We start from the raw sequence: 16,932 nt of genomic DNA, 5'->3' as shown, positions 1-16,932 counted from the left end.
CGGTGCCTGCGCGCGGCTTAGCAGTACGTCCATCGTGCTGCTGCGCGGGTGAAACTGTAGGGCTCATCGATTCCGCCGTGGGTCATGGCAAAGGCGATGCATACGCCGCCGGTGCTGGAACCGGGCTGGTAGAGCGATGCACGATGTGCACTGGATTCCCACCACTTGGAAGCGACGGTGGCTCCGCTATTTCCCGAACCTCCGGCGAGGTTTCCGTCGCAACCGCGAGCAGCGACTCCGTCAGAGCGAGTGGTGCCGTTGTGGCCCCAGCCGTCGAGCGGGTTCGAGCTGGGTGATTCGGCCATCCAGAACAAACGCTCCTCCATGCAGGAGTCGTAGCGAAAGTTTGAGAGCGGAATCGGCTGCAAGCAGTTGGCGACGCGAATTGAGTTGTACGCGTAGGCGAACGATGAGAGGTCACCCGAGGTAGTTCCGGCAACGCCCTGCGATGAACTGCGGCTAGGCGCACCGGATACGCCACCGCCGACGTTGCTCGGGCACGCTTGCCCGGCAGCCGCATACGCGGTGCGGATTTGAGCGACGGATGCTGAACCGCCGGTAACCGATTCGACAACGATCGGCTTCGGCTTGGGCACGGCCTTCTGAGCCAAGTGCTCGGAGTCAGAGGTGAGCGACTTTGCTTCGGCCTTCAGTTCGGCAGCGAGGGATTCCTCGGTGATGCGCTCGACACTGGCTACGGCCACGATTTGGGGCTCTTCTTCGATCGGGCCGGTGGCCGTCGATGCGAACAACGGTGAACGAGCGGTCGCGTTAGCGGTCGCGCTTTCGGTGAGTCCCGGTCCGCCTCCCCCGACGAACGGTACAACTCCGACAATCACGACAGTGACTAACGCCGTTAAGAACGGAACTCTCCCCATAAAAAAATCGCCCCCCAGACGAATAAACAGGAAGCAGACCCCTCTGCTTCCTGTTGCCAAAACTAGGGGCGAAATCACAGTTAAACAAGGGAAAAACCCCCAGAACGTGCGGGAATACCCGCTAAAGGGGGGTCTGGGTGACGGGTCTATCCTCTGTTTAGGGGACACCGCCGTGGCCCGAAATGTCGATTGAAAGGGCGCCTTCAAACGCCGGCCACGTCGTCAATCGCAGCCGCCGCGACTGACGTTTGCTATACATCCTCATGTCCTTGATACTTGAGGAAATACCAGAACTTTGGGGGATGCGGTGCCGCAATTGACGAGCGACCAGTACAGCACCCTCTTCGTGCTGTCAGTCACCGCCGCGACCGTCGCTCACGTCATCGGCGCGGGCATAGTGCTCGTTTTCGGCATCGCACTCGGCGTCTTCGGTCTGGGCTTTCTCACGATAGTTCTTCTGAACAAGCGCCCCCTCGGACCCGAAGAATAAGCAGGCGCGATGAACCCTGTCTAGCTGGGGCGTCGAACCCGCCGCGATTAAATCGAGGCTGGGAAGAATGCGTTGGCGAAACGCGTGCGGAGAACGGAGCCGCCTATCAGAATCGAACTGATGACCTTCTCATTACGAGTGAGATGCTCTACCGACTGAGCTAAGGCGGCCGGCCACATTTTCATGAGGCACAGCAAGAAAGCTTAGCCGAAGTTTCAGGCTTCTATGACCGACCCAGCAAACTTGACCCTACGCGCCACAATTCGGGTCGGCCTTCGGCACTACTCCGTTGATGAAATAGGCGTCAACAGCCCCATCTACACAGCCCACACCGCCGTTGTACGCAGTGTGCCCCTCACCGTTGTAGGTGATCAGCTGAGCGCTCTGCAGCTGCTCGCTGAGCGCTACGCCCCACTCGTAGGGCGTTGCAGGGTCACCGGTGGTGGAGATGATGAGCACGGGCGGGGCGCCCTCCCCCGTCAGCTCGGTGATTTCCGGCCCAATGTATTGGTACGGCCAGTTGAGACAGGTGAGGTCGCCGGTCGGGGGAAAGTCTCGGTACGTCGTAGGCGAGGCTTGACGCATGAGCTCCTGTTGTTGCACGAGCACCGCAGGATCGGTCTCTACCGGATAATCGACGCAGTAAATCGCGATGAATGCCTCAAGCGAGTTGTCGGTGTACGAGCCGTCAAGATCGCGACTGTAGTAGAAATCCGCGAGGAAGAATGCGGTGTCTGTCTCCCCACGCGCTGCCTCGGAGTACAGGTCGTTGAGGAACTGCCACGAATCTTGGGAGTAAAGAGCGGTGCTCATTGCAATATCGAGCACACCGGCATCCATCATTCGTCCGTCGGGGGCCGCCACCGGGTTCGCGTCGTAGCGATCATAAAGTTTTCGGATGGTCGTGAGAGCTGCATCCACACCGCCAGTGAACGGGCAGTCATCGAACATCTCAGGGCACGCCGCTAAGTAGTTCTCCAGAGCGCGCTGGAACCCCGCTGTCTGCACAAGACCAACATCGAATACTGAGATCGAGGAGTCTGTAGCGCCGTCGAGCACAATGCGGCCGACGTTCTGGGGAAAGTTTTCGATGTAGTACGAACCGATATCGCTGCCGTAGGAGTAACCGAGATACTGCAGCTTCTCGTCGCCCACAATGGCGCGCAGCATGTCGAGGTCGCGCACCGTGCTCTGGGTATCGATGAACTGCAGGATCGGGCCGGTGTTGTCGAGGCACGCCTGGCCAAAGTCGATAGCTGACTGTTCGCTCTCTGCAAGCCAAGCATCGCTGCCGATCGCGGAATCGGAGATGCCAAAGATGAAGTCGTCGAGGCCTTCATCGTCAAGACAGGTCACGGGCGTCGAACGACCAACGCCGCGGGGATCCCAACCGATGACGTCATAGTTCTCGCGCAGGTTCGCGCTGACGGCAAAGTCAACGTCGTCGTGGATGAGGTCGAAGCCCGATGCGCCTGGCCCACCCGGATTGACGAAAAGCGAGCCCATGCTCTCGCCGGTCGCCTCGTGACGAGCCATGACGATCTCGATGTCGGTCTCCGGAGAGGGGTTGGCCCAATCCATCGGCGCCGTCGCCGTGGCGCACTGAGCGCCGTTGTCGCAATCCACCCAGGAGAGGACTTGCGAGTAGTAGGGGGCGAGCTCCTCTGACACTGTTTCGCCGGTGGGCTCCGATTGCTCGCCAAGAAAGTTGGCGAGAATGTTGGTGCAACCGCTGAGCAGCAGAGTGAGAGCGAGAGCCGGCACCACGAGGGCAAGCCTGCGAGCGCGGGAGGCGGGGGCAGCAGCGTTGAAGTTCACTGCCCGAGCCTAGCCGCTAGCAGTTCGGGTCGGTGGCCGGAACCTCTCCCCTGAGGAGAAAGTCTTCCACGGCACCATTCACGCACTCGTTCGACTTGTTGTAGGCCGTGTGACCCTCGCCGTTATACGTGATCAAGTGCCCAGTTTCGAGGTTGTCCGCGACCGTGACCGCCCAGGAGTATGGCGTCGCTGGATCGTTCGTTGTGCCAATCACGAGCATGTCGGCGGCACCCGGCGCTGTGATCGCAGCGCGGTCCCGCTTGGCCTCGACCGGCCAGTTGGCACAACCGGGGTCGCCGTATGACATCTGCGGCCCGAAAATGGGAGCCGCGGCTGCCAGAGCGGCAGCCTGCTCACGCATGCGTTCGTTGTCAGCGGGCTCGCGGGCATCCAGACAATTGATGGCGATGAACGCTTCCGTCTGGTTCTCGGCATACGTGCCATCCGCGCTGCGACCGTTGTAGTTGTCTGCCAGATCGAAGGCGATCGAGGCATCACCCTTCATGACGGTCGCGAAAAGCTGACGCAGGTAGGCCCAGTTGTCCGGGCTATACAGCGGCAGGATGATCGCCGTAAACATCGTGCTGCTGCCGAGCTTGCGGCCATCGGCATTCGAGAGCGGGCTCTGATCGAGCCGGTCAAGCAGCGTGCGGACCGTCGCGCGAGCCTGATCAACAGACCCCGTGAACGGGCAATCGCTGGCTCCAGCGCAATCGACGAGAAAGGCATCCAACGCCCCCTCGAAGCCTTGAGCTTGCGCCTTGGTCGCCTCGAATTCGGATGCCGCGGGATCAACCGCTCCGTCGAGAACGAGTCGCCCGGTCTTGTCGGGGAACAACTCGGCATAGACCTGACCGAGAAGCGTTCCGTACGAGTAGCCCAAATAGTTGAGCGTGTCGTCGCCAAGCGCAGCGCGCAACATGTCGAGGTCGCGGGCAGCGCTCAGAGTATCGACGAAACCGAGAAGCGGGCCTGTCTCTTCGCTGCAGCGCTGAGCGAACTGAGCCGAAGCGTCGGTAGCGGCGGCAATCCACTCGTCGCTGCCCTTCTCCCCCGGCGTGATTCCATAAATGTAGTCATCGAGCTCAGCCGGATCGGAGTAACAGGACACGGGCGTCGAGCGGTTAACCCCGCGAGGATCGAAACCGACCACATCGAAGCGCGACTGCAGCGCCTCACTCGTCGCGTAATCCACACTGTCAGCGATGAAATCGAAACCGGAACCGCCGGGGCCGCCGGGGTTCACGAGCAAAGAACCGATGCGGTCGTTGCCGCGCGCCGTCTGACGCACGAGCGCCAAATCGATTGTGTCGCCCTCGGGCGCATCCCAGTCGACGGGAGCGATCGCGGTCGCGCACTGCAACTCGTCGCCACAACTGTTCCACTCAAGAACCTGTTCGTAAAACTTTTCGAGCCCCGAACCCACACCCTCTTCGGTGGGCGTCGACGTCGTCGAGGATTCCGGAGGCATAAACCATGACACGCAGCCGCTCAGCAGCAACGAGGTTGCCACCGCAACGGCTGTTACGGCGCTAGCGCGAGTGCGGCGACGGCTCATGCTCCACGCCCCGACACTGCCACCTTCACGAGCATCGCCTCGAGCGCGAGCGCCGGGGCGACGTTGCTCTCGATACGGCGACGAGCCTCAGCGATGCCGTCCATGATGGCCAACGTCGCGGGAGCTGTGGTGCGGTTCGCTACCGCAGTGAGGTTGTTGACGATGCTGAGGTTAATGAGTTCTCCTGGGGCGCCGATCTGGGTCAAAAGAATGTCGCGATACAGCGACAACAGGTCGACCATGATGCGGTCGATGCCGTCGCGCAAGCTTCGTGTTGCGCGCCGCTTCTGGTCTTCTTCGAGGTTCTTGAGCTGAACGCGCAGAGCGGGAGGAACTGTTCCGCCGGGAGCGACACCGAGCGAGCGCAGAGCGCTTTCACGTTCGCTCGCATCTTTCTCTTCAGTGATAGCGGCGGCATCCGCCTTCGCGAGATCGAGAAGCGACGTTGCCGCGATCACGGCGTCGGAAACGGTGCGGATGTTGAGCACGGTCGTGAGCGCCCGTTCGCGTCGTTCGCGGGCCTCCGCATTGGTGGCAAGACGGTGCGCCATGCCGATGTGGCTTTGTGCTTCTCGCGCGGCCCGCAACGCAATGTCGGGTGCAACGCCATCGCGATCCTGCAGCAGCTGGGCCACATCTTCGATGGCGGGCGTGCGCAGGCGAACGCTGCGTACGCGCGAGCGGATCGTGGGGATGAGGTCTGCTTCGCTCGGCGCGCACAGAATCCAGACGGTTCGCGGCGGCGGTTCTTCGAGCGCCTTCAGGAGAACGTTCGAGGTGCGCTCGACCATGCGGTCGGCATCCTCAATAATCATCACGCGGTAGTGGCCGACTGACGGCGAAAACTGCGATGACGCAACGAGCTTGCGCACCTCATCGATCGAGATGATGACGCGTTCGGTGCTGAGCACCCCCAGGTCGGGATGCGTGCGGGCCAGAACTTGCTTGTAGACCGACTCTTCGGTTTCATCGCCCCGCGTGCCCAGCAGAGCAGCGGCGAAAGCGTAGGCGATGTTAGAGCGGCCCGAACCGGGCGGCCCCGTGATCAACCACGAGTGCGTCATAGACGATTGACCTGAACTGCCCAACGCCGACGATGAGGCCGCAGCCTCAAGAACGGCGATCGCTTCAGCTTGGCCCGTCAGGCCTTCCCACAACGACATGCGCTCAGTCTAGGCGGGTTGCGGGAGGTGATTCTGGATGCGCTCCCGGATGGCCGTCGCGATCTCAGAGATCTCGAGGGCGGCATCCATCACCAGGATACGTTCGGGTTCTTTCGCCGCTCGTTCGAGGAACGCGTCGCGCACTCGAGTGTGAAATTCTTGCTTCTCCGCTTCGAGGCGATCGTAGCGAGTGCGCGCGCTATCGAGGCGCTTTCGAGAGTCGGCCGGGTCGAGGTCGAGCAACACCGTGACGTCGGGCAGAAGCCCCTGGGTGGCCCACAGGGAGAGCTCCCGTACTTCGTCGGAGCCGAGCACTCGCCCCGCCCCCTGATAAGCCTCCGAGGAGTCGATATAGCGATCCTGCACGACGATCTCGCCGCGTTCGAGCGCGGGGCGCACAACGGTAGCGATGTGGTGGGCGCGATCGGCGGCGTAGATGAGTGCCTCAGCGCGCGGGTCCATTGCCCCACGGCGGTGGAGCACAATCTCGCGAAGTTCGAGGCCGAGGTCGGTGCCGCCGGGCTCGCGAGTAACAACCACGGTGTGACCGGCCTGCGTGAGCCAATCGACGAGAAGCTGCGCTTGCGTGGTCTTACCCACGCCGTCGCCGCCCTCGAGGGTGATGAAAAGACCGGGCACGCTACTCCGTTTCGGGAGCAGCCGACGCCGCAGGCTTTGCGGCTGGCTTTGCTGCGGCCGGCTTCTTCGCTGCAGGCTTTTTCGCTGCGGGCTTTGTGGCGGCAGTCTTTGTCGCTGCGGCCTTGGTAGCCGTCGCCTTCGCCGCTGTCGTTTTCGCTGCCGTGGTCTTCGTTGCCGTGGTCTTAGCAGCAGGCTTCTTTGCCGCAGGTTTCTTGGCTGCCGGCTTCTTAGCGGCTGGCTTCTTGGCCGCTGGCTTCTTCGCGGCGGGTTTCTTCGCTGCCGTCTTGCGCTTGACCGGTCCCTTGGCACGCTTGTCGGCGAGCAGTTGAACGGCGCGCTCGAAGTCCACGTCTTCCACAGTCTCGCCGCGCGGGATGGTGGCGTTAGTAGTGCCGTCGGTCACGTAAGCCCCGAAGCGGCCGTCCTTGATCTTGATCGGCTTTTCGCTCACCGGGTCAGCGTCGAACTCTTTGAGAGCACTGGATGCTGCGCGGTTGCCGTACTTGGGCTGGGCGTAGAGCTCGACTGCTCCGGCTACATCGATGTCGAAGATGAGGTCTTCACTCGTGAGGGATCGAGTTTCGACGCCCTTCTTGAGGTACGGGCCGTAGCGGCCGTTCTGAGCCGTGATTTCGGCGCCCGACTCGGGGTCGAGGCCGACCACCCGCGGAAGGCTGAGCAGCTTGAGCGCGGTGTCGAGGTCGACGGTGTCGAGGTCCATCGTCTTGAAGATGGATGCCGTACGCGGCTTCACCGCGGCGACCTTCTTTGGCTTCTTAGCCTTCTTCACTTCGCCGGTCTTGGGGTCGATCTCTTCGACGGGCTCCGGAACGGGCTCGGGTTCTGGCTCAAGCTCAGTCACGTAGGGGCCGAAGCGGCCGTCCTTCGCAACGATCTCTTTGCCGTTTTCCGGGTTGACACCGATGACGCGGTCGCCGATAACGGGTGCTTCGATGAGTTCGATTGCCTTGGCGAGGGTGAGCTCGTCGGGCGCAAGAGCTTCGGGAATGTTGACGCGGCGCGGCTTCTCCGGGTCGTCACTGGGGGTCTCGAGGTACGGACCGTACTTGCCGATGCGCAGGGTTACGTCATCCGACAACTTCATCGAGTTGATTTCCTTGGCATCGATCTCGCCGAGGTTGTCGATGACGGTGCGCAGGCCGCGGTACTTGTCGTCGCCGAAGTAGAACGACTGCAGCCACTCCACGCGGTTCTGGGTTCCTCCCGCAATGCGGTCGAGGTCGTCTTCCATGCCAGCGGTGAAGTCGTACTGCACGAGGTCGCCGAAGTACTCTTCGAGCAAACGGATTACGGAGAACGCAATCCAGTTAGGCACGAGTGCCTGGCCGCGCGGCGTGATGTAGCCGCGGTCGATGATCGTGGAGATGATCGACGCGTAGGTCGACGGGCGACCAATACCGAGCTCTTCAAGCTTCTTGACGAGGCTGGCTTCGGTGTAACGCGGGGGCGGGCTTGTCTCGTGACCCTTGGCTTCGACGTCGAGAAGCGTGAGCGTTTGGCCTTCCTTGAGCGGAGGCAGTTTCGCTTCTTTGGGCTCGGCGCTGGCGTTGCGCTCTTCGTCTTGGCCTTCTTCGTAGGCCTGCATGAAGCCGCGGAAAGTGATGATGGTTCCGCTGGCCGAGAATTCGGCAACGGGAGCTTCACCGGCAGCGATCGTGATGGATGCCGTTGATCCCTTGGCGTCGGCCATCTGCGAGGCGACGGTGCGCTTCCAGATCAGTTCGTAGAGCTTGAAGTCGTTTCCGCGCAGTGTCGATTGAAGTTCGCTCGGCGTGCGGAAGGTGTCTCCCGAGGGTCGAATAGCTTCGTGGGCCTCTTGAGCGTTCTTGCTCTTGCTGGCGTAGACGCGGGGCTTGTCGGGCACAGCGTCGGCACCGTAGAGGGCGACAGCCTGGGTGCGAGCGGCGCTGATGGCCTGCTGCGAAAGCGACGAGGAGTCGGTTCGCATATAGGTGATGTAACCGTTTTCGTACAGCGACTGGGCAACGCTCATGGTCTGGCGAGCGGAGTAGCGCAGCTTGCGGCCGGCCTCCTGCTGCAGCGTTGAAGTGGTGAAGGGTGCTGCGGGGCGACGCGTGTAGGGCTTGGTCTCGACCGTTTTTACGGTAATGGTGGTGCTCGGCATCCGCAGGGCATCGGCGAGCGTTTGAGCGGCCTTCTCGTCGAGGGCTACGGCTTCGCCCTTGAGGTTTCCGCGGTCATCGAAGTCGCGGCCGGCGGCAACGCGCTTGCCGTCGAGGCGCACGAGCTTGGATTCGAAGCCGTTGGTTTCGCTGTCGGGCGAGAGTTGGGCGATGAGGTCCCAGTAGTTGGCGGTGATGAAAGCGAGTCGTTCGCGTTCGCGCTCAACGACAAGGCGAGTAGCGGCGGACTGCACGCGGCCGGCGGAGAGCCCGGGGCCAACCTTGCGCCAGAGCACGGGAGAGATTTCGTAACCGTAGAGACGGTCGAGGATGCGGCGGGTTTCTTGAGCATCGACGAGGGCGGTGTCGACATCGCGGGTGTTGTTGATGGCCGCTTCGATGGCGTCCTCGGTGATCTCGTGGAACACCATGCGCTTCACTGGAACTTTGGGCTTCAGCACTTGAAGGAGGTGCCACGCGATGGCTTCACCCTCGCGGTCCTCATCAGTTGCGAGGAAGAGTTCGTTCGCTCCGCTGAGCGCTTTCTTCAGTTCGCTGACGGTTTTCTTCTTAGCGTCGGAGACGACGTAGTACGGCTCGAAGCCGTTGTCGACGTCGACCGAGAACTTGCCGAGCGAGCCTTTCTTGAGCTCGGGCGGCAGGTTTCGGGGTTCGACGAGGTCGCGAATGTGGCCGACCGAGGAGAGCACGTCGTAGTCGTCACCGAGGTACTTGGCTATCGTCTTGGCCTTGGTGGGCGACTCGACAATGACAAGTTTTTTGGTGCCAGACACGGGACTCCTTGGATGATGACGCACTTGACCGGTGGCAGCGCCACTGTCAGCGACACAATACACACACCGACCGCTCACTTGCCTAATTCGCCCCGGTTGGGGGTGGGCCTGCTGTGGCGCTCGTTGTGACCAGTATGCCGAGGATGCGGCGACTTGCGGTAACTGTCACGATACGCCCATCTACGACGCACTCCTTTATATGGGCGTCATTTACGCCTGCGAGTAGCTCTGCGTTGTCGCAGGGGTAGCCCGCAACAAGTCCACTCGCGGTGTCGGCCGCGGCGAGCGCCGCGGCATCCGTTGCCGCGGCGAGCGCGTGTCGAACACTGAGCGCCCAATAGAGGGGAACAACGAGTGCGGTGATCACAATCACGGTTGCGACAAGGCCGACCATGAGCAGTGTTCCTGCGCCGCGTTCGCCGCCTGTTCGCGCGGCTAGACCACTTCTCCACCGCAGCTGCCCCTTGGCCATACCTCCACTCTCACTGGCCGGGCACACTATTTACCTCCCGCGAGCGCACAGCTGCTGGCGCTCAACGTGATCGGCAAGAGCCCCAGCAGTGCGTTGCGCGCGGGGGACGTGACGGTGGCGCACACAAGGTTGTCGCGCTGGTGAGAGCTGAGCCGTGCTGACGCGACGAGAGCGGATGCGGTGGCTGCGACGGTGCCGGGGCTTTCGTCTCGGGCCAGGCTGCGTGCCGACGCGGCTGCCGCATCCTGCAGGCGCACTTGCAGCCCGGCAAGTTGCACTCCGCTGAGACAGCAGACCAGCACCAAAGCCACGGCGGGCATTGCCAACGCGAATTCCGCGGTCACGCTGCCCCGCTCCCTGTTCACCGCGAGTGACGACGCCCGCCTGCGCTCCGTCACTCGCTGACGTGTGCGGCGGCGCCTGCGCTTAAGCGGGGATAGAAAGAGCACTGCGCACAATGTCGGTGAGCATGCCGCGCACTTCGCCCGAGCGCAATACGACCACGAGCAAGCCAGCAAAGCCAACCGCGGCAAGCGTCGTGATGGCATATTCGGCGGTGGCGGCACCGCGCTCAGAGCGGAGACGACCCTGCAGCCGCCGCGAGAGCGCGGTTACTCCGCTGAGTCGGGAGCGCTGTGCGCGCCCCGGTTCGAGGGCGGGAAAGCTGATGAGGTGTGGGTCGTTCATGAGGTACTCCTTCATGCGCTGTGCGCAGTCTGCGGCCGAGTGATTCAAGCCTGCCGAGAACGGCACCTGGTTGGCGCAGCGGCGACTGATGTGTGCAACTTCGCGAGAACTCACGGACAGTGGATGAGATGACGGCGGCCATGAAGTCCGGAGCTCAACGCACTCGCTGCCGAACGCTCTTGCCGACGTATACTCGTGGGCATGTCGGCCAATACTGAGAAAGAATCACCAGCGATCGCATGGGCGAGTTTGTTGTTCGGTCTAGCGGCGGCCGGACTAACGGTCTCTCTGCTCATCGACGCCGCCACATGGTGGCAGTTCGCCACCATGTCGGTTTCAGCGGCGCTGAGCATCAGCTTGATCGTCGTCGGAATACGCGGCTTAGTGCTGCAGCAGCGCCAACGACGCAGTGCGCTCGACGCCGTCGAAGCCGAGGTGTTGGAGCGACGCTAGAACCCGTCCACGGTGGAGGAGATCACCGCGACCATGAGCGGCAACACTCCGAGCACCATGAACGCGGGCAGCACGCACAGCCCGAGCGGGAGCATGAGTTGCACCGAGAGTGCGGCGGCGGCGGTGCGAGCATCCGCATCGGCAGTCAGCCTGAGCTCATCAGCTTCGGCCCGCAACAGTTCAGCCGCGGGCACGCCTGCCTCGTGGGAAAGCTGCAGCACCTCGTCGAGGTGATCGCCATCACCGGGCAACGCGAACCGCTCGAGCGCCTCCGTCACGATGGCGCGTGCCGGAACCAGCGAACCCCCGCCCGAGACCGCGACAGCCATGAGCTCGCACTCCAACCCTGGCGCTGCCCGCTTCGGGGTGGCGGAACGCACAAGCCGCCGGTTCCACCGCACCGCGGTCAGAATCAGCCCGCCACCGATCACGAGACAGCCCCACCCGATAGGCGTCGTGAACAGCACCCCGAGGGTGTCGAACCCCAGCAGCGCCCCGAAGATGAGGCCCACAGCGGGCAACGCCAGAACCATACGCGCGGTCGACACCGGAGCCGCTAAGGCGGTGGCGACTTCGCGCTGGCTGTGCACGAGCATCCGCAACGCCCTCGCATGGGTACGCAGCGCTCCTGCCAGCGGCGCTCCCACTTGGCCCGCCACGAACCACGCTGCGGCGAGAGAGTTCCACGCTTGCCGATCCAATACTGCCAACCCCGCGGATGCCCGAAAGATACGTTCTGGTGCCCCTCCCGGTTCGCCGCTCTCCACCGCTACCGCCGCGGCAACGGTGCTCTCGGCGCGGCCGCGCGCAACGTGCTGCCAGGCCGAAGTAGGAGTCAACCCTGCGTGCAGCAGTACGGCCAGTCGCTGGGTTGTGCTGGCAACATCGGGCAGTTGACTCGGCACGGCTTTCATTCGATTTCGGCGACGGTGAGCCGGTCGTTGGCGTCGAGTTCGAGGCGGCCGAGGCGGGTAAGCCTGCGGCGCCCGTCGACGCGATCGATGTGGAGCACGGCTCCGATCGCGCTAACGGCTTGACGGGCGATAGCGGTCGCGTCGAGGCCGGCGAGGGCACCGAGCGCTTCGAGGCGGCTGGGCACGTCGCGGAGTGAATTGGCGTGCAGTGTTCCGGCTCCACCGTCGTGACCGGTGTTGAGGGCGCTCAGGAGTTCGCGAATTTCGGCGCCACGACATTCGCCGACGACGAGCCGGTCGGGGCGCATCCGAAGGGCTTCGCGTACGAGCGCGGAGAGGCCGTATCCCCCGGCACCTTCGAGGTTGGCTTGCCGGGCTTCGAGGGAGACGAAGTGGGGGTGTTCGACCCGCAGCTCCGCAACGTCTTCGATGGCCACGATCCGTTCGCTTTCTGACGCGGCTGCCAGAAAGGCGCCAAGAAAGGTGGTCTTTCCGGCACCGGAAGCGCCGGAAATCAAGACATTCTCACGCTGCTCAATGAGCGCCTGGATGCGCTCGCGAGGCACGTCATTGAAGAATCCCGCGAAGTCCAGCTCAGCGAGCCCCAACGGTTCTCGACTGGGCACTCGAATCGAGAGCAGTGTTCCACTGGCAGAGATCGGCGGAAGGACGGCATGGACGCGCACTCCGCCGGTGAGCCGAACATCCACGCACGGAGTTGCTTCGTCGATGTGCCTGCCGCCGAGGCTGATGAGACGCACGGCAAGCGCCCGGAGGTCACCCTCAGTCATGCCGACATCGCCGATGGGTTCGAGGCCACCACCGCGGTCGATCCACACGTTCTGGGCACCATTGACGAACACATCGGTGGTGTTGGGGCGCCCCACGTACGGTGCAAGCGGGCCGAAATCGTGCAGAGCGCCGGCCGAAGCAGAGACTGATCCGGAGGCTATCGCCGACCGCACGGCCGCAGCCCCGACACCCACGCCACCGCGATTGCCCAGCCGTAGCCCCTGAGGGGCATCAGGTTCGGCGGTGAGCCGCCGGCGGGCGACGAAGGGAACAGGGTCAGAGAGGCGCGAAGAATCAGTCACTCCGCCACGGTAGAGATCTCACGCGACCAGAATCGGTGAACACCGCTCGCCCGAAACAAAACACTCCCCCTCGCCATTGGGGAGGAGGAGTGCTTCAGGTCAGACTCGAGACCCCGTAACCGCTCAGCGGGCAGGGGCACGTCACGCCAAGATCAGCGCAGATTAGTCCTGAGCGACCGTGATGGTGACCTCAATGTTGCCGCGCGTTGCGTTGGAGTACGGGCACACCTGGTGGGCGGCATCCGCGAGCGCCTGGGCCTGGTCGGCTGCGACGTTCGGAATGATCACTTCGAGGGCGACCGCGAGCTTGAAGCCGCCGTCTTCGGTGGAAAGAAGGTGAACTGCGCTACCGACGGAAGAGTGCTCGATGGCAACCTTCTGGTTGCGGGCGACCAGTTGCAGTGCCGAGTGGAAGCACGCGGCATAACCGGCGGCGAAGAGTTCTTCGGGGTTCGATCCGTTGCCCGATCCGCCCATCGCCGTGGGCATGGCGAGATCGAGGTCGACGTTGCCGGATGTTGTCTTGACGTGACCGTTGCGGCCGGCGCCGGTCGAGAGTGCTTCTGCGGTGTAAAGAGCGTCCATTAGTTCTGCCTTTCGATGACATGAACTCCACCAGCGGATGCGGTGGAGAGGTGGGAGGTGACGGCGTGGAGCGTCGACAGGGTGGCGGTAAATTCGGGGAAGGTGATGTTCGTGGCATCCGCAATGCATTCGGGGATGTGCGCCAATTGCTCCCGCATGGCGAGGCCCTGTGCCGTAGCGGTCACGACGACGCGGCGCTCATCCGCCACAGATCGCTCACGCGAGAGAAAGCCGCGTTCTTCGAGTCGCTTAACAAGCGGCGAGGTTGTCCCAAGATCGAGCATCAGTTTTTCGGCAAGTTCGCTGATGGTGACCGACCGCTGTTCCCAGAGCACAATGAGCACCAAGTATTGGGGGTAGGTGAGCCCCCAGGGCGCGAGCAGCGCGGTGTAGCGACGATTCATCGCCCGCGCGGCCGCGTAGAGCCCGAAGCAGAGCATGCTGTCGAGGGCAGACGACTCCGCCTCGTTCCCGCTCTGTTCGTCATCCATTCCATAAGCCTTGCACACAACTAATTTGTGCACAAAGTAATCCCGGTGCTGCGCAGCGCATTCCCAGTCTGACTCCCCCGCACCCCTCAGCGATAGGCCGAAACCAGCTCCGCTCGATTCGAGACCCCGGCTTTGCGCAGCAGATTTGCCACGTGAAACTTCACCGTGTTTTCGCTGATCGAGAGCGAATGGGCGATCGTTTTGTTGCGAGCGCCGGATGCGAGCAACTCAAGAACGTCATTCTCGCGTTCCGTCACCTGCCACTGCGCCTGGGGAGAACGGTCGAGCCCTTCCGCGCTGAGCGGGAGCACGACAGCCAGCTCCGACCCCCAGCCGGCTGTACCGCTGACAGTGAGCCGCCCGTTGAGGGCAATCGCGCGCTCACTGAGCTGCCGCACCGCCGGATCGTCAAGAGAAACCGTGCCGGGCCCGTCATCTCGAATTCCGATGAGCAAATTCTCGCCGTCGCAATCCCACTGAACCCGCAGTCGGGCGACTCCCGGTTGATTGACCAAGGACTGAACGGCGCCGCGGACGATCGCTCGGCCCGCATGGGCAACCTCACCGGGCAAGGCACGCCCGTTTTCGGGAGGATCAACAAACTGAACGTCACACTCTCCGAAGCGAACGAGGGGGCGCAAATCGGCTTTCAGACGTTCGAACGCTTTCGCCACCGGCTCCTCAGCCAGCCGTCGATCGCGCTCCGACACCGCACGCAAACGCACCAATGCACCGACGGCAAGTTCGGTCGCTTCTTGGCGGGCAGTGGCATCCGCGGCATCACGCGAGCGCAACGTCGTCAGCAGCTGCTCCAACGTCGTGGAGTGAGCATCGGTGAGATCGGCAATCACTTGAGCACGGTCCTGCGACGCCATGCGTGAGTCCCGCAAATAGTCGGGGCTTGCGACCGCAACCTGCTGCTGGATGCTCACCGCAACGAGTCGCCACAGCGAACCGATCGTAGCGAGTGCTTCATCCCGCCCCACCGAACTGTCGACAAGAACGGGGTCCGTCAGCACGAGCAGGGCACCGGTGGGAGCAATCCACACCGCTGCTGGCCGCTCCTGACGCGCCACAGTGACAGTGAGATCCCACGCCGGATGCCCGAGTTCGGCGACCACCGCTCGCACGCTATCGAGTTCCGCAATACTCACGTGGTCGGTGATCGTCGGGTCTCCCGCTTTCTTTTGCGGGCGCCCCGTGCAGTCTTCCGTGAAGATCAAGAGCGAGGTGTGAGTCACGAGCGGCGCTAGTACCACCGAGAAGCTGCTGGCGATCTGCAGCAGCGGGCTCGACACCACTGAATGAACCGCGTCAATAAGGGGAACGGAGTGCGCCGGGGCAGCGGAGGTCATCCCTCATTCTAGGCACGCCCTACCCGTTCGGGTAGCATAAACCGGCCAAAAGGTGGGCTAGTTACCATCCCGAAGAGTGGCACGGTGGAGTAATGGCCAACGTCAGTTCCCCCTCCACCATCTCCGATGCCCTCCCCTTGGTTCTTGCCGAAAATGCCGCAATGGGCACGGCGATTGTCGATGACAGCGCGCCTGCGGTCGACTCTGCTATCGCGCTGATGAGCTCTGCCAATCGTGTGTTCGTGCTCGGCGCGGGCCGCTCCGGACTTGCTCTTCGAATGTTCGCGATGCGCCTCATGCACCTCGGGCTTACCGTGCATGTTGTTGGCGAGGTGACGACCCCCGCGATCGCCGCCGGTGACGTATTGTTCACCGCGAGCGGCTCTGGCACCACCGCCGGCGTCGTCCGTTCAGCAACCACTGCCGTCACCGAAGGAGCGCAGGTCGTCGCGGTCACTACAGACCCGACATCCGCTCTGGCCACCATCGCCACTGTCAGCATCACGATTCCTGCCGCGCAGAAGCAAGATCATGCAGCCACTCTGACCGCTCAGTACTCCGGCGGCCTGTTCGAGCAAGCCGTGCTCCTGCTCGGCGACTCGATGTTCCACGTGATGTGGAAGAACTCCGGCGCCACAGCCGAGGAGCTGTGGCCCCGCCACGCCAACCTCGAGTAATCGCTCGACTCGCCACCTCCACTTCCTCTCATCAACCTCCCCCCAAGAAAGAGAAAAACATGAAGCTTCAAGTTGCAATGGATGTACTCACCACCGAGGCTGCCCTCACACTGGCTGCCCAAGTGGCCCCGCACGTCGACATCCTCGAGCTGGGTACCCCGCTTATCAAGCACGAAGGTGTGAGCGCGATTCGCGCCATCAAGGATGCTCACCCCGACAAGCTCGTCTTCGCCGACCTCAAGACCATGGATGCTGGTGAACTCGAAGCGGACATGGCATTTGCCGCCGGCGCCGACTACGTCACCGTTCTTGGCGCGGCCGGAGACAGCACCATCAGCGGTGCCGTCACAGCGGCGAAGGCTCACAACAAGGGCATCGTCGTCGACCTGATCGGCGTCGCCGACAAGGTGACTCGCGCCCAAGAGGTCACAGCACTCGGCGCCGTATTCGTCGAAATGCATGCCGGTCTCGACGAGCAGGCTGAACCCGGATTCACCTTCCAGACCCTCCTCAACGACGGCGAAGTCGCCAAGGTGCCGTTCTCGGTTGCCGGCGGCATCAACGCCAGCACGATTGCCTCAGTACAGCGCGCAGGAGCGACCGTCGCGGTGGCCGGCGGATCGATTTACGGAGCTTCTGACCCCGCAGCCGCAGCCGCAGAGTTGAAAGCCGCCATCGTCTAATCACGAGAACGTACTACAAGGGGGCGCCTTCGGGCGT

The 16,932-nt window shown here is 62.9% G+C and carries 18 protein-coding genes and 1 tRNA gene; 4 read left to right on the top strand and 15 right to left on the bottom strand.

The window, feature by feature from the left end:
• Positions 1 to 17: 17 nt before the first annotated feature.
• Entirely contained in the window at positions 18 to 839 is an 822-nt protein-coding gene (locus ESZ53_RS12405) for a hypothetical protein (RefSeq protein ID WP_246837316.1), read from the bottom strand.
• Between the two features lie 346 nt (positions 840 to 1,185).
• Between ESZ53_RS12405 and ESZ53_RS14375 the strand changes: the two genes are divergently transcribed.
• Positions 1,186 to 1,368, top strand: a complete 183-nt coding sequence (locus ESZ53_RS14375) for a hypothetical protein (RefSeq protein ID WP_129073111.1) — start codon at positions 1,186 to 1,188, stop codon at positions 1,366 to 1,368.
• Between the two features lie 97 nt (positions 1,369 to 1,465).
• On the opposite strand, the gene ESZ53_RS12395 is transcribed toward ESZ53_RS14375, so the two are convergent.
• The 9 genes from ESZ53_RS12395 to ESZ53_RS12355 form a co-directional block, all read right to left on the bottom strand.
• Positions 1,466 to 1,538: transfer RNA gene (locus ESZ53_RS12395), tRNA-Thr, on the bottom strand.
• A gap of 79 nt (positions 1,539 to 1,617) precedes the next feature.
• Positions 1,618 to 3,186, bottom strand: a complete 1,569-nt coding sequence (locus ESZ53_RS12390; RefSeq protein ID WP_129073110.1) for an alpha/beta hydrolase — start codon at positions 3,184 to 3,186, stop codon at positions 1,618 to 1,620.
• A 16-nt stretch (positions 3,187 to 3,202) separates the two neighbouring features.
• On the bottom strand, positions 3,203 to 4,744 hold the full coding sequence (locus ESZ53_RS12385) for an alpha/beta hydrolase (RefSeq protein WP_129073109.1): 1,542 nt from the start codon (positions 4,742 to 4,744) through the stop codon (positions 3,203 to 3,205).
• On the bottom strand, positions 4,741 to 5,907 hold the full coding sequence (locus tag ESZ53_RS12380; RefSeq protein ID WP_129073108.1) for a DNA polymerase III subunit delta': 1,167 nt from the start codon (positions 5,905 to 5,907) through the stop codon (positions 4,741 to 4,743). Before ESZ53_RS12380 ends, ESZ53_RS12385 begins: the two co-directional genes overlap by 4 nt.
• A 9-nt stretch (positions 5,908 to 5,916) precedes the next feature.
• On the bottom strand, positions 5,917 to 6,546 hold the full coding sequence (gene tmk, locus ESZ53_RS12375; RefSeq protein ID WP_129073107.1) for a dTMP kinase: 630 nt from the start codon (positions 6,544 to 6,546) through the stop codon (positions 5,917 to 5,919).
• 1 nt (position 6,547) lies between these two features.
• Positions 6,548 to 9,484, bottom strand: a complete 2,937-nt coding sequence (gene topA, locus ESZ53_RS12370; protein ID WP_129073106.1) for a type I DNA topoisomerase — start codon at positions 9,482 to 9,484, stop codon at positions 6,548 to 6,550.
• A gap of 82 nt (positions 9,485 to 9,566) precedes the next feature.
• The gene (locus tag ESZ53_RS12365) at positions 9,567 to 9,956 is read right to left on the bottom strand and encodes an Rv3654c family TadE-like protein (protein WP_129073105.1); all 390 of its coding nucleotides are present in this window, start codon (positions 9,954 to 9,956) and stop codon (positions 9,567 to 9,569) included.
• 26 nt (positions 9,957 to 9,982) lie between these two features.
• On the bottom strand, positions 9,983 to 10,300 hold the full coding sequence (locus ESZ53_RS12360; protein WP_246837315.1) for a TadE family type IV pilus minor pilin: 318 nt from the start codon (positions 10,298 to 10,300) through the stop codon (positions 9,983 to 9,985).
• An 82-nt stretch (positions 10,301 to 10,382) separates the two neighbouring features.
• Complete coding sequence (locus ESZ53_RS12355; protein ID WP_129073104.1) at positions 10,383 to 10,643, bottom strand: DUF4244 domain-containing protein; 261 nt, start codon at positions 10,641 to 10,643, stop codon at positions 10,383 to 10,385.
• 201 nt (positions 10,644 to 10,844) lie between these two features.
• On the opposite strand from ESZ53_RS12355, the gene ESZ53_RS12350 reads away from it, so the two are divergent.
• Complete coding sequence (locus ESZ53_RS12350; protein ID WP_129073103.1) at positions 10,845 to 11,096, top strand: hypothetical protein; 252 nt, start codon at positions 10,845 to 10,847, stop codon at positions 11,094 to 11,096.
• On the opposite strand, the gene ESZ53_RS12345 is transcribed toward ESZ53_RS12350, so the two are convergent.
• The 5 genes from ESZ53_RS12345 to ESZ53_RS12325 form a co-directional block, all read right to left on the bottom strand.
• Positions 11,093 to 12,010 carry a type II secretion system F family protein gene (locus tag ESZ53_RS12345; RefSeq protein ID WP_129073102.1) on the bottom strand — a complete coding sequence of 306 codons (918 nt, stop codon included), beginning with the start codon at positions 12,008 to 12,010 and terminating at the stop codon, positions 11,093 to 11,095. The genes ESZ53_RS12350 and ESZ53_RS12345 overlap by 4 nt on opposite strands.
• The gene (locus ESZ53_RS12340; protein WP_129073101.1) at positions 12,007 to 13,104 is read right to left on the bottom strand and encodes a TadA family conjugal transfer-associated ATPase; all 1,098 of its coding nucleotides are present in this window, start codon (positions 13,102 to 13,104) and stop codon (positions 12,007 to 12,009) included. Before ESZ53_RS12340 ends, ESZ53_RS12345 begins: the two co-directional genes overlap by 4 nt.
• Before the next feature lie 162 nt (positions 13,105 to 13,266).
• On the bottom strand, positions 13,267 to 13,689 hold the full coding sequence (locus tag ESZ53_RS12335; RefSeq protein WP_129073100.1) for an organic hydroperoxide resistance protein: 423 nt from the start codon (positions 13,687 to 13,689) through the stop codon (positions 13,267 to 13,269).
• Positions 13,689 to 14,180, bottom strand: coding sequence for a MarR family winged helix-turn-helix transcriptional regulator (locus tag ESZ53_RS12330; RefSeq protein WP_129073099.1), 492 nt, complete (start codon positions 14,178 to 14,180; stop codon positions 13,689 to 13,691). The genes ESZ53_RS12335 and ESZ53_RS12330 overlap by 1 nt, the downstream gene beginning before the upstream one ends.
• A gap of 86 nt (positions 14,181 to 14,266) precedes the next feature.
• The gene (locus ESZ53_RS12325) at positions 14,267 to 15,535 is read right to left on the bottom strand and encodes a response regulator transcription factor family protein (protein WP_129073098.1); all 1,269 of its coding nucleotides are present in this window, start codon (positions 15,533 to 15,535) and stop codon (positions 14,267 to 14,269) included.
• A gap of 92 nt (positions 15,536 to 15,627) precedes the next feature.
• Between ESZ53_RS12325 and hxlB the strand changes: the two genes are divergently transcribed.
• Positions 15,628 to 16,212 carry a 6-phospho-3-hexuloisomerase gene (gene hxlB / locus ESZ53_RS12320; protein ID WP_129073097.1) on the top strand — a complete coding sequence of 195 codons (585 nt, stop codon included), beginning with the start codon at positions 15,628 to 15,630 and terminating at the stop codon, positions 16,210 to 16,212.
• A gap of 59 nt (positions 16,213 to 16,271) precedes the next feature.
• Positions 16,272 to 16,895: a 3-hexulose-6-phosphate synthase gene (gene hxlA / locus ESZ53_RS12315; protein WP_129073096.1), complete on the top strand. Its 624-nt coding sequence runs from the start codon at positions 16,272 to 16,274 to the stop codon at positions 16,893 to 16,895.
• Positions 16,896 to 16,932: the final 37 nt, after the last annotated feature.

Source organism: Salinibacterium sp. UTAS2018 (assembly GCF_004118935.1).
GTDB lineage: Bacteria > Actinomycetota > Actinomycetes > Actinomycetales > Microbacteriaceae > Rhodoglobus.
This window is presented reverse-complemented; position numbering and strand designations above follow the sequence as displayed.

Excerpts from the sequence above, each read along its gene's own strand:
- hxlA (WP_129073096.1), top strand. The coding sequence starts at position 16,272 with ATGAAGCTTCAAGTTGCAATGGATGTACTCACCACCGAGGCTGCCCTC.
- ESZ53_RS12365 (WP_129073105.1), bottom strand. The coding sequence starts at position 9,956 with ATGGCCAAGGGGCAGCTGCGGTGGAGAAGTGGTCTAGCCGCGCGAACA.
- ESZ53_RS12325 (WP_129073098.1), bottom strand. The coding sequence starts at position 15,535 with ATGACCTCCGCTGCCCCGGCGCACTCCGTTCCCCTTATTGACGCGGTT.
- ESZ53_RS12350 (WP_129073103.1), top strand. The coding sequence starts at position 10,845 with ATGTCGGCCAATACTGAGAAAGAATCACCAGCGATCGCATGGGCGAGT.
- ESZ53_RS12335 (WP_129073100.1), bottom strand. The coding sequence starts at position 13,689 with ATGGACGCTCTTTACACCGCAGAAGCACTCTCGACCGGCGCCGGCCGC.
- ESZ53_RS12355 (WP_129073104.1), bottom strand. The coding sequence starts at position 10,643 with ATGAACGACCCACACCTCATCAGCTTTCCCGCCCTCGAACCGGGGCGC.
- ESZ53_RS12380 (WP_129073108.1), bottom strand. The coding sequence starts at position 5,907 with ATGTCGTTGTGGGAAGGCCTGACGGGCCAAGCTGAAGCGATCGCCGTT.
- hxlB (WP_129073097.1), top strand. The coding sequence starts at position 15,628 with ATGGCCAACGTCAGTTCCCCCTCCACCATCTCCGATGCCCTCCCCTTG.
- ESZ53_RS12345 (WP_129073102.1), bottom strand. The coding sequence starts at position 12,010 with ATGAAAGCCGTGCCGAGTCAACTGCCCGATGTTGCCAGCACAACCCAG.
- ESZ53_RS12385 (WP_129073109.1), bottom strand. The coding sequence starts at position 4,744 with ATGAGCCGTCGCCGCACTCGCGCTAGCGCCGTAACAGCCGTTGCGGTG.
- ESZ53_RS12330 (WP_129073099.1), bottom strand. The coding sequence starts at position 14,180 with ATGGATGACGAACAGAGCGGGAACGAGGCGGAGTCGTCTGCCCTCGAC.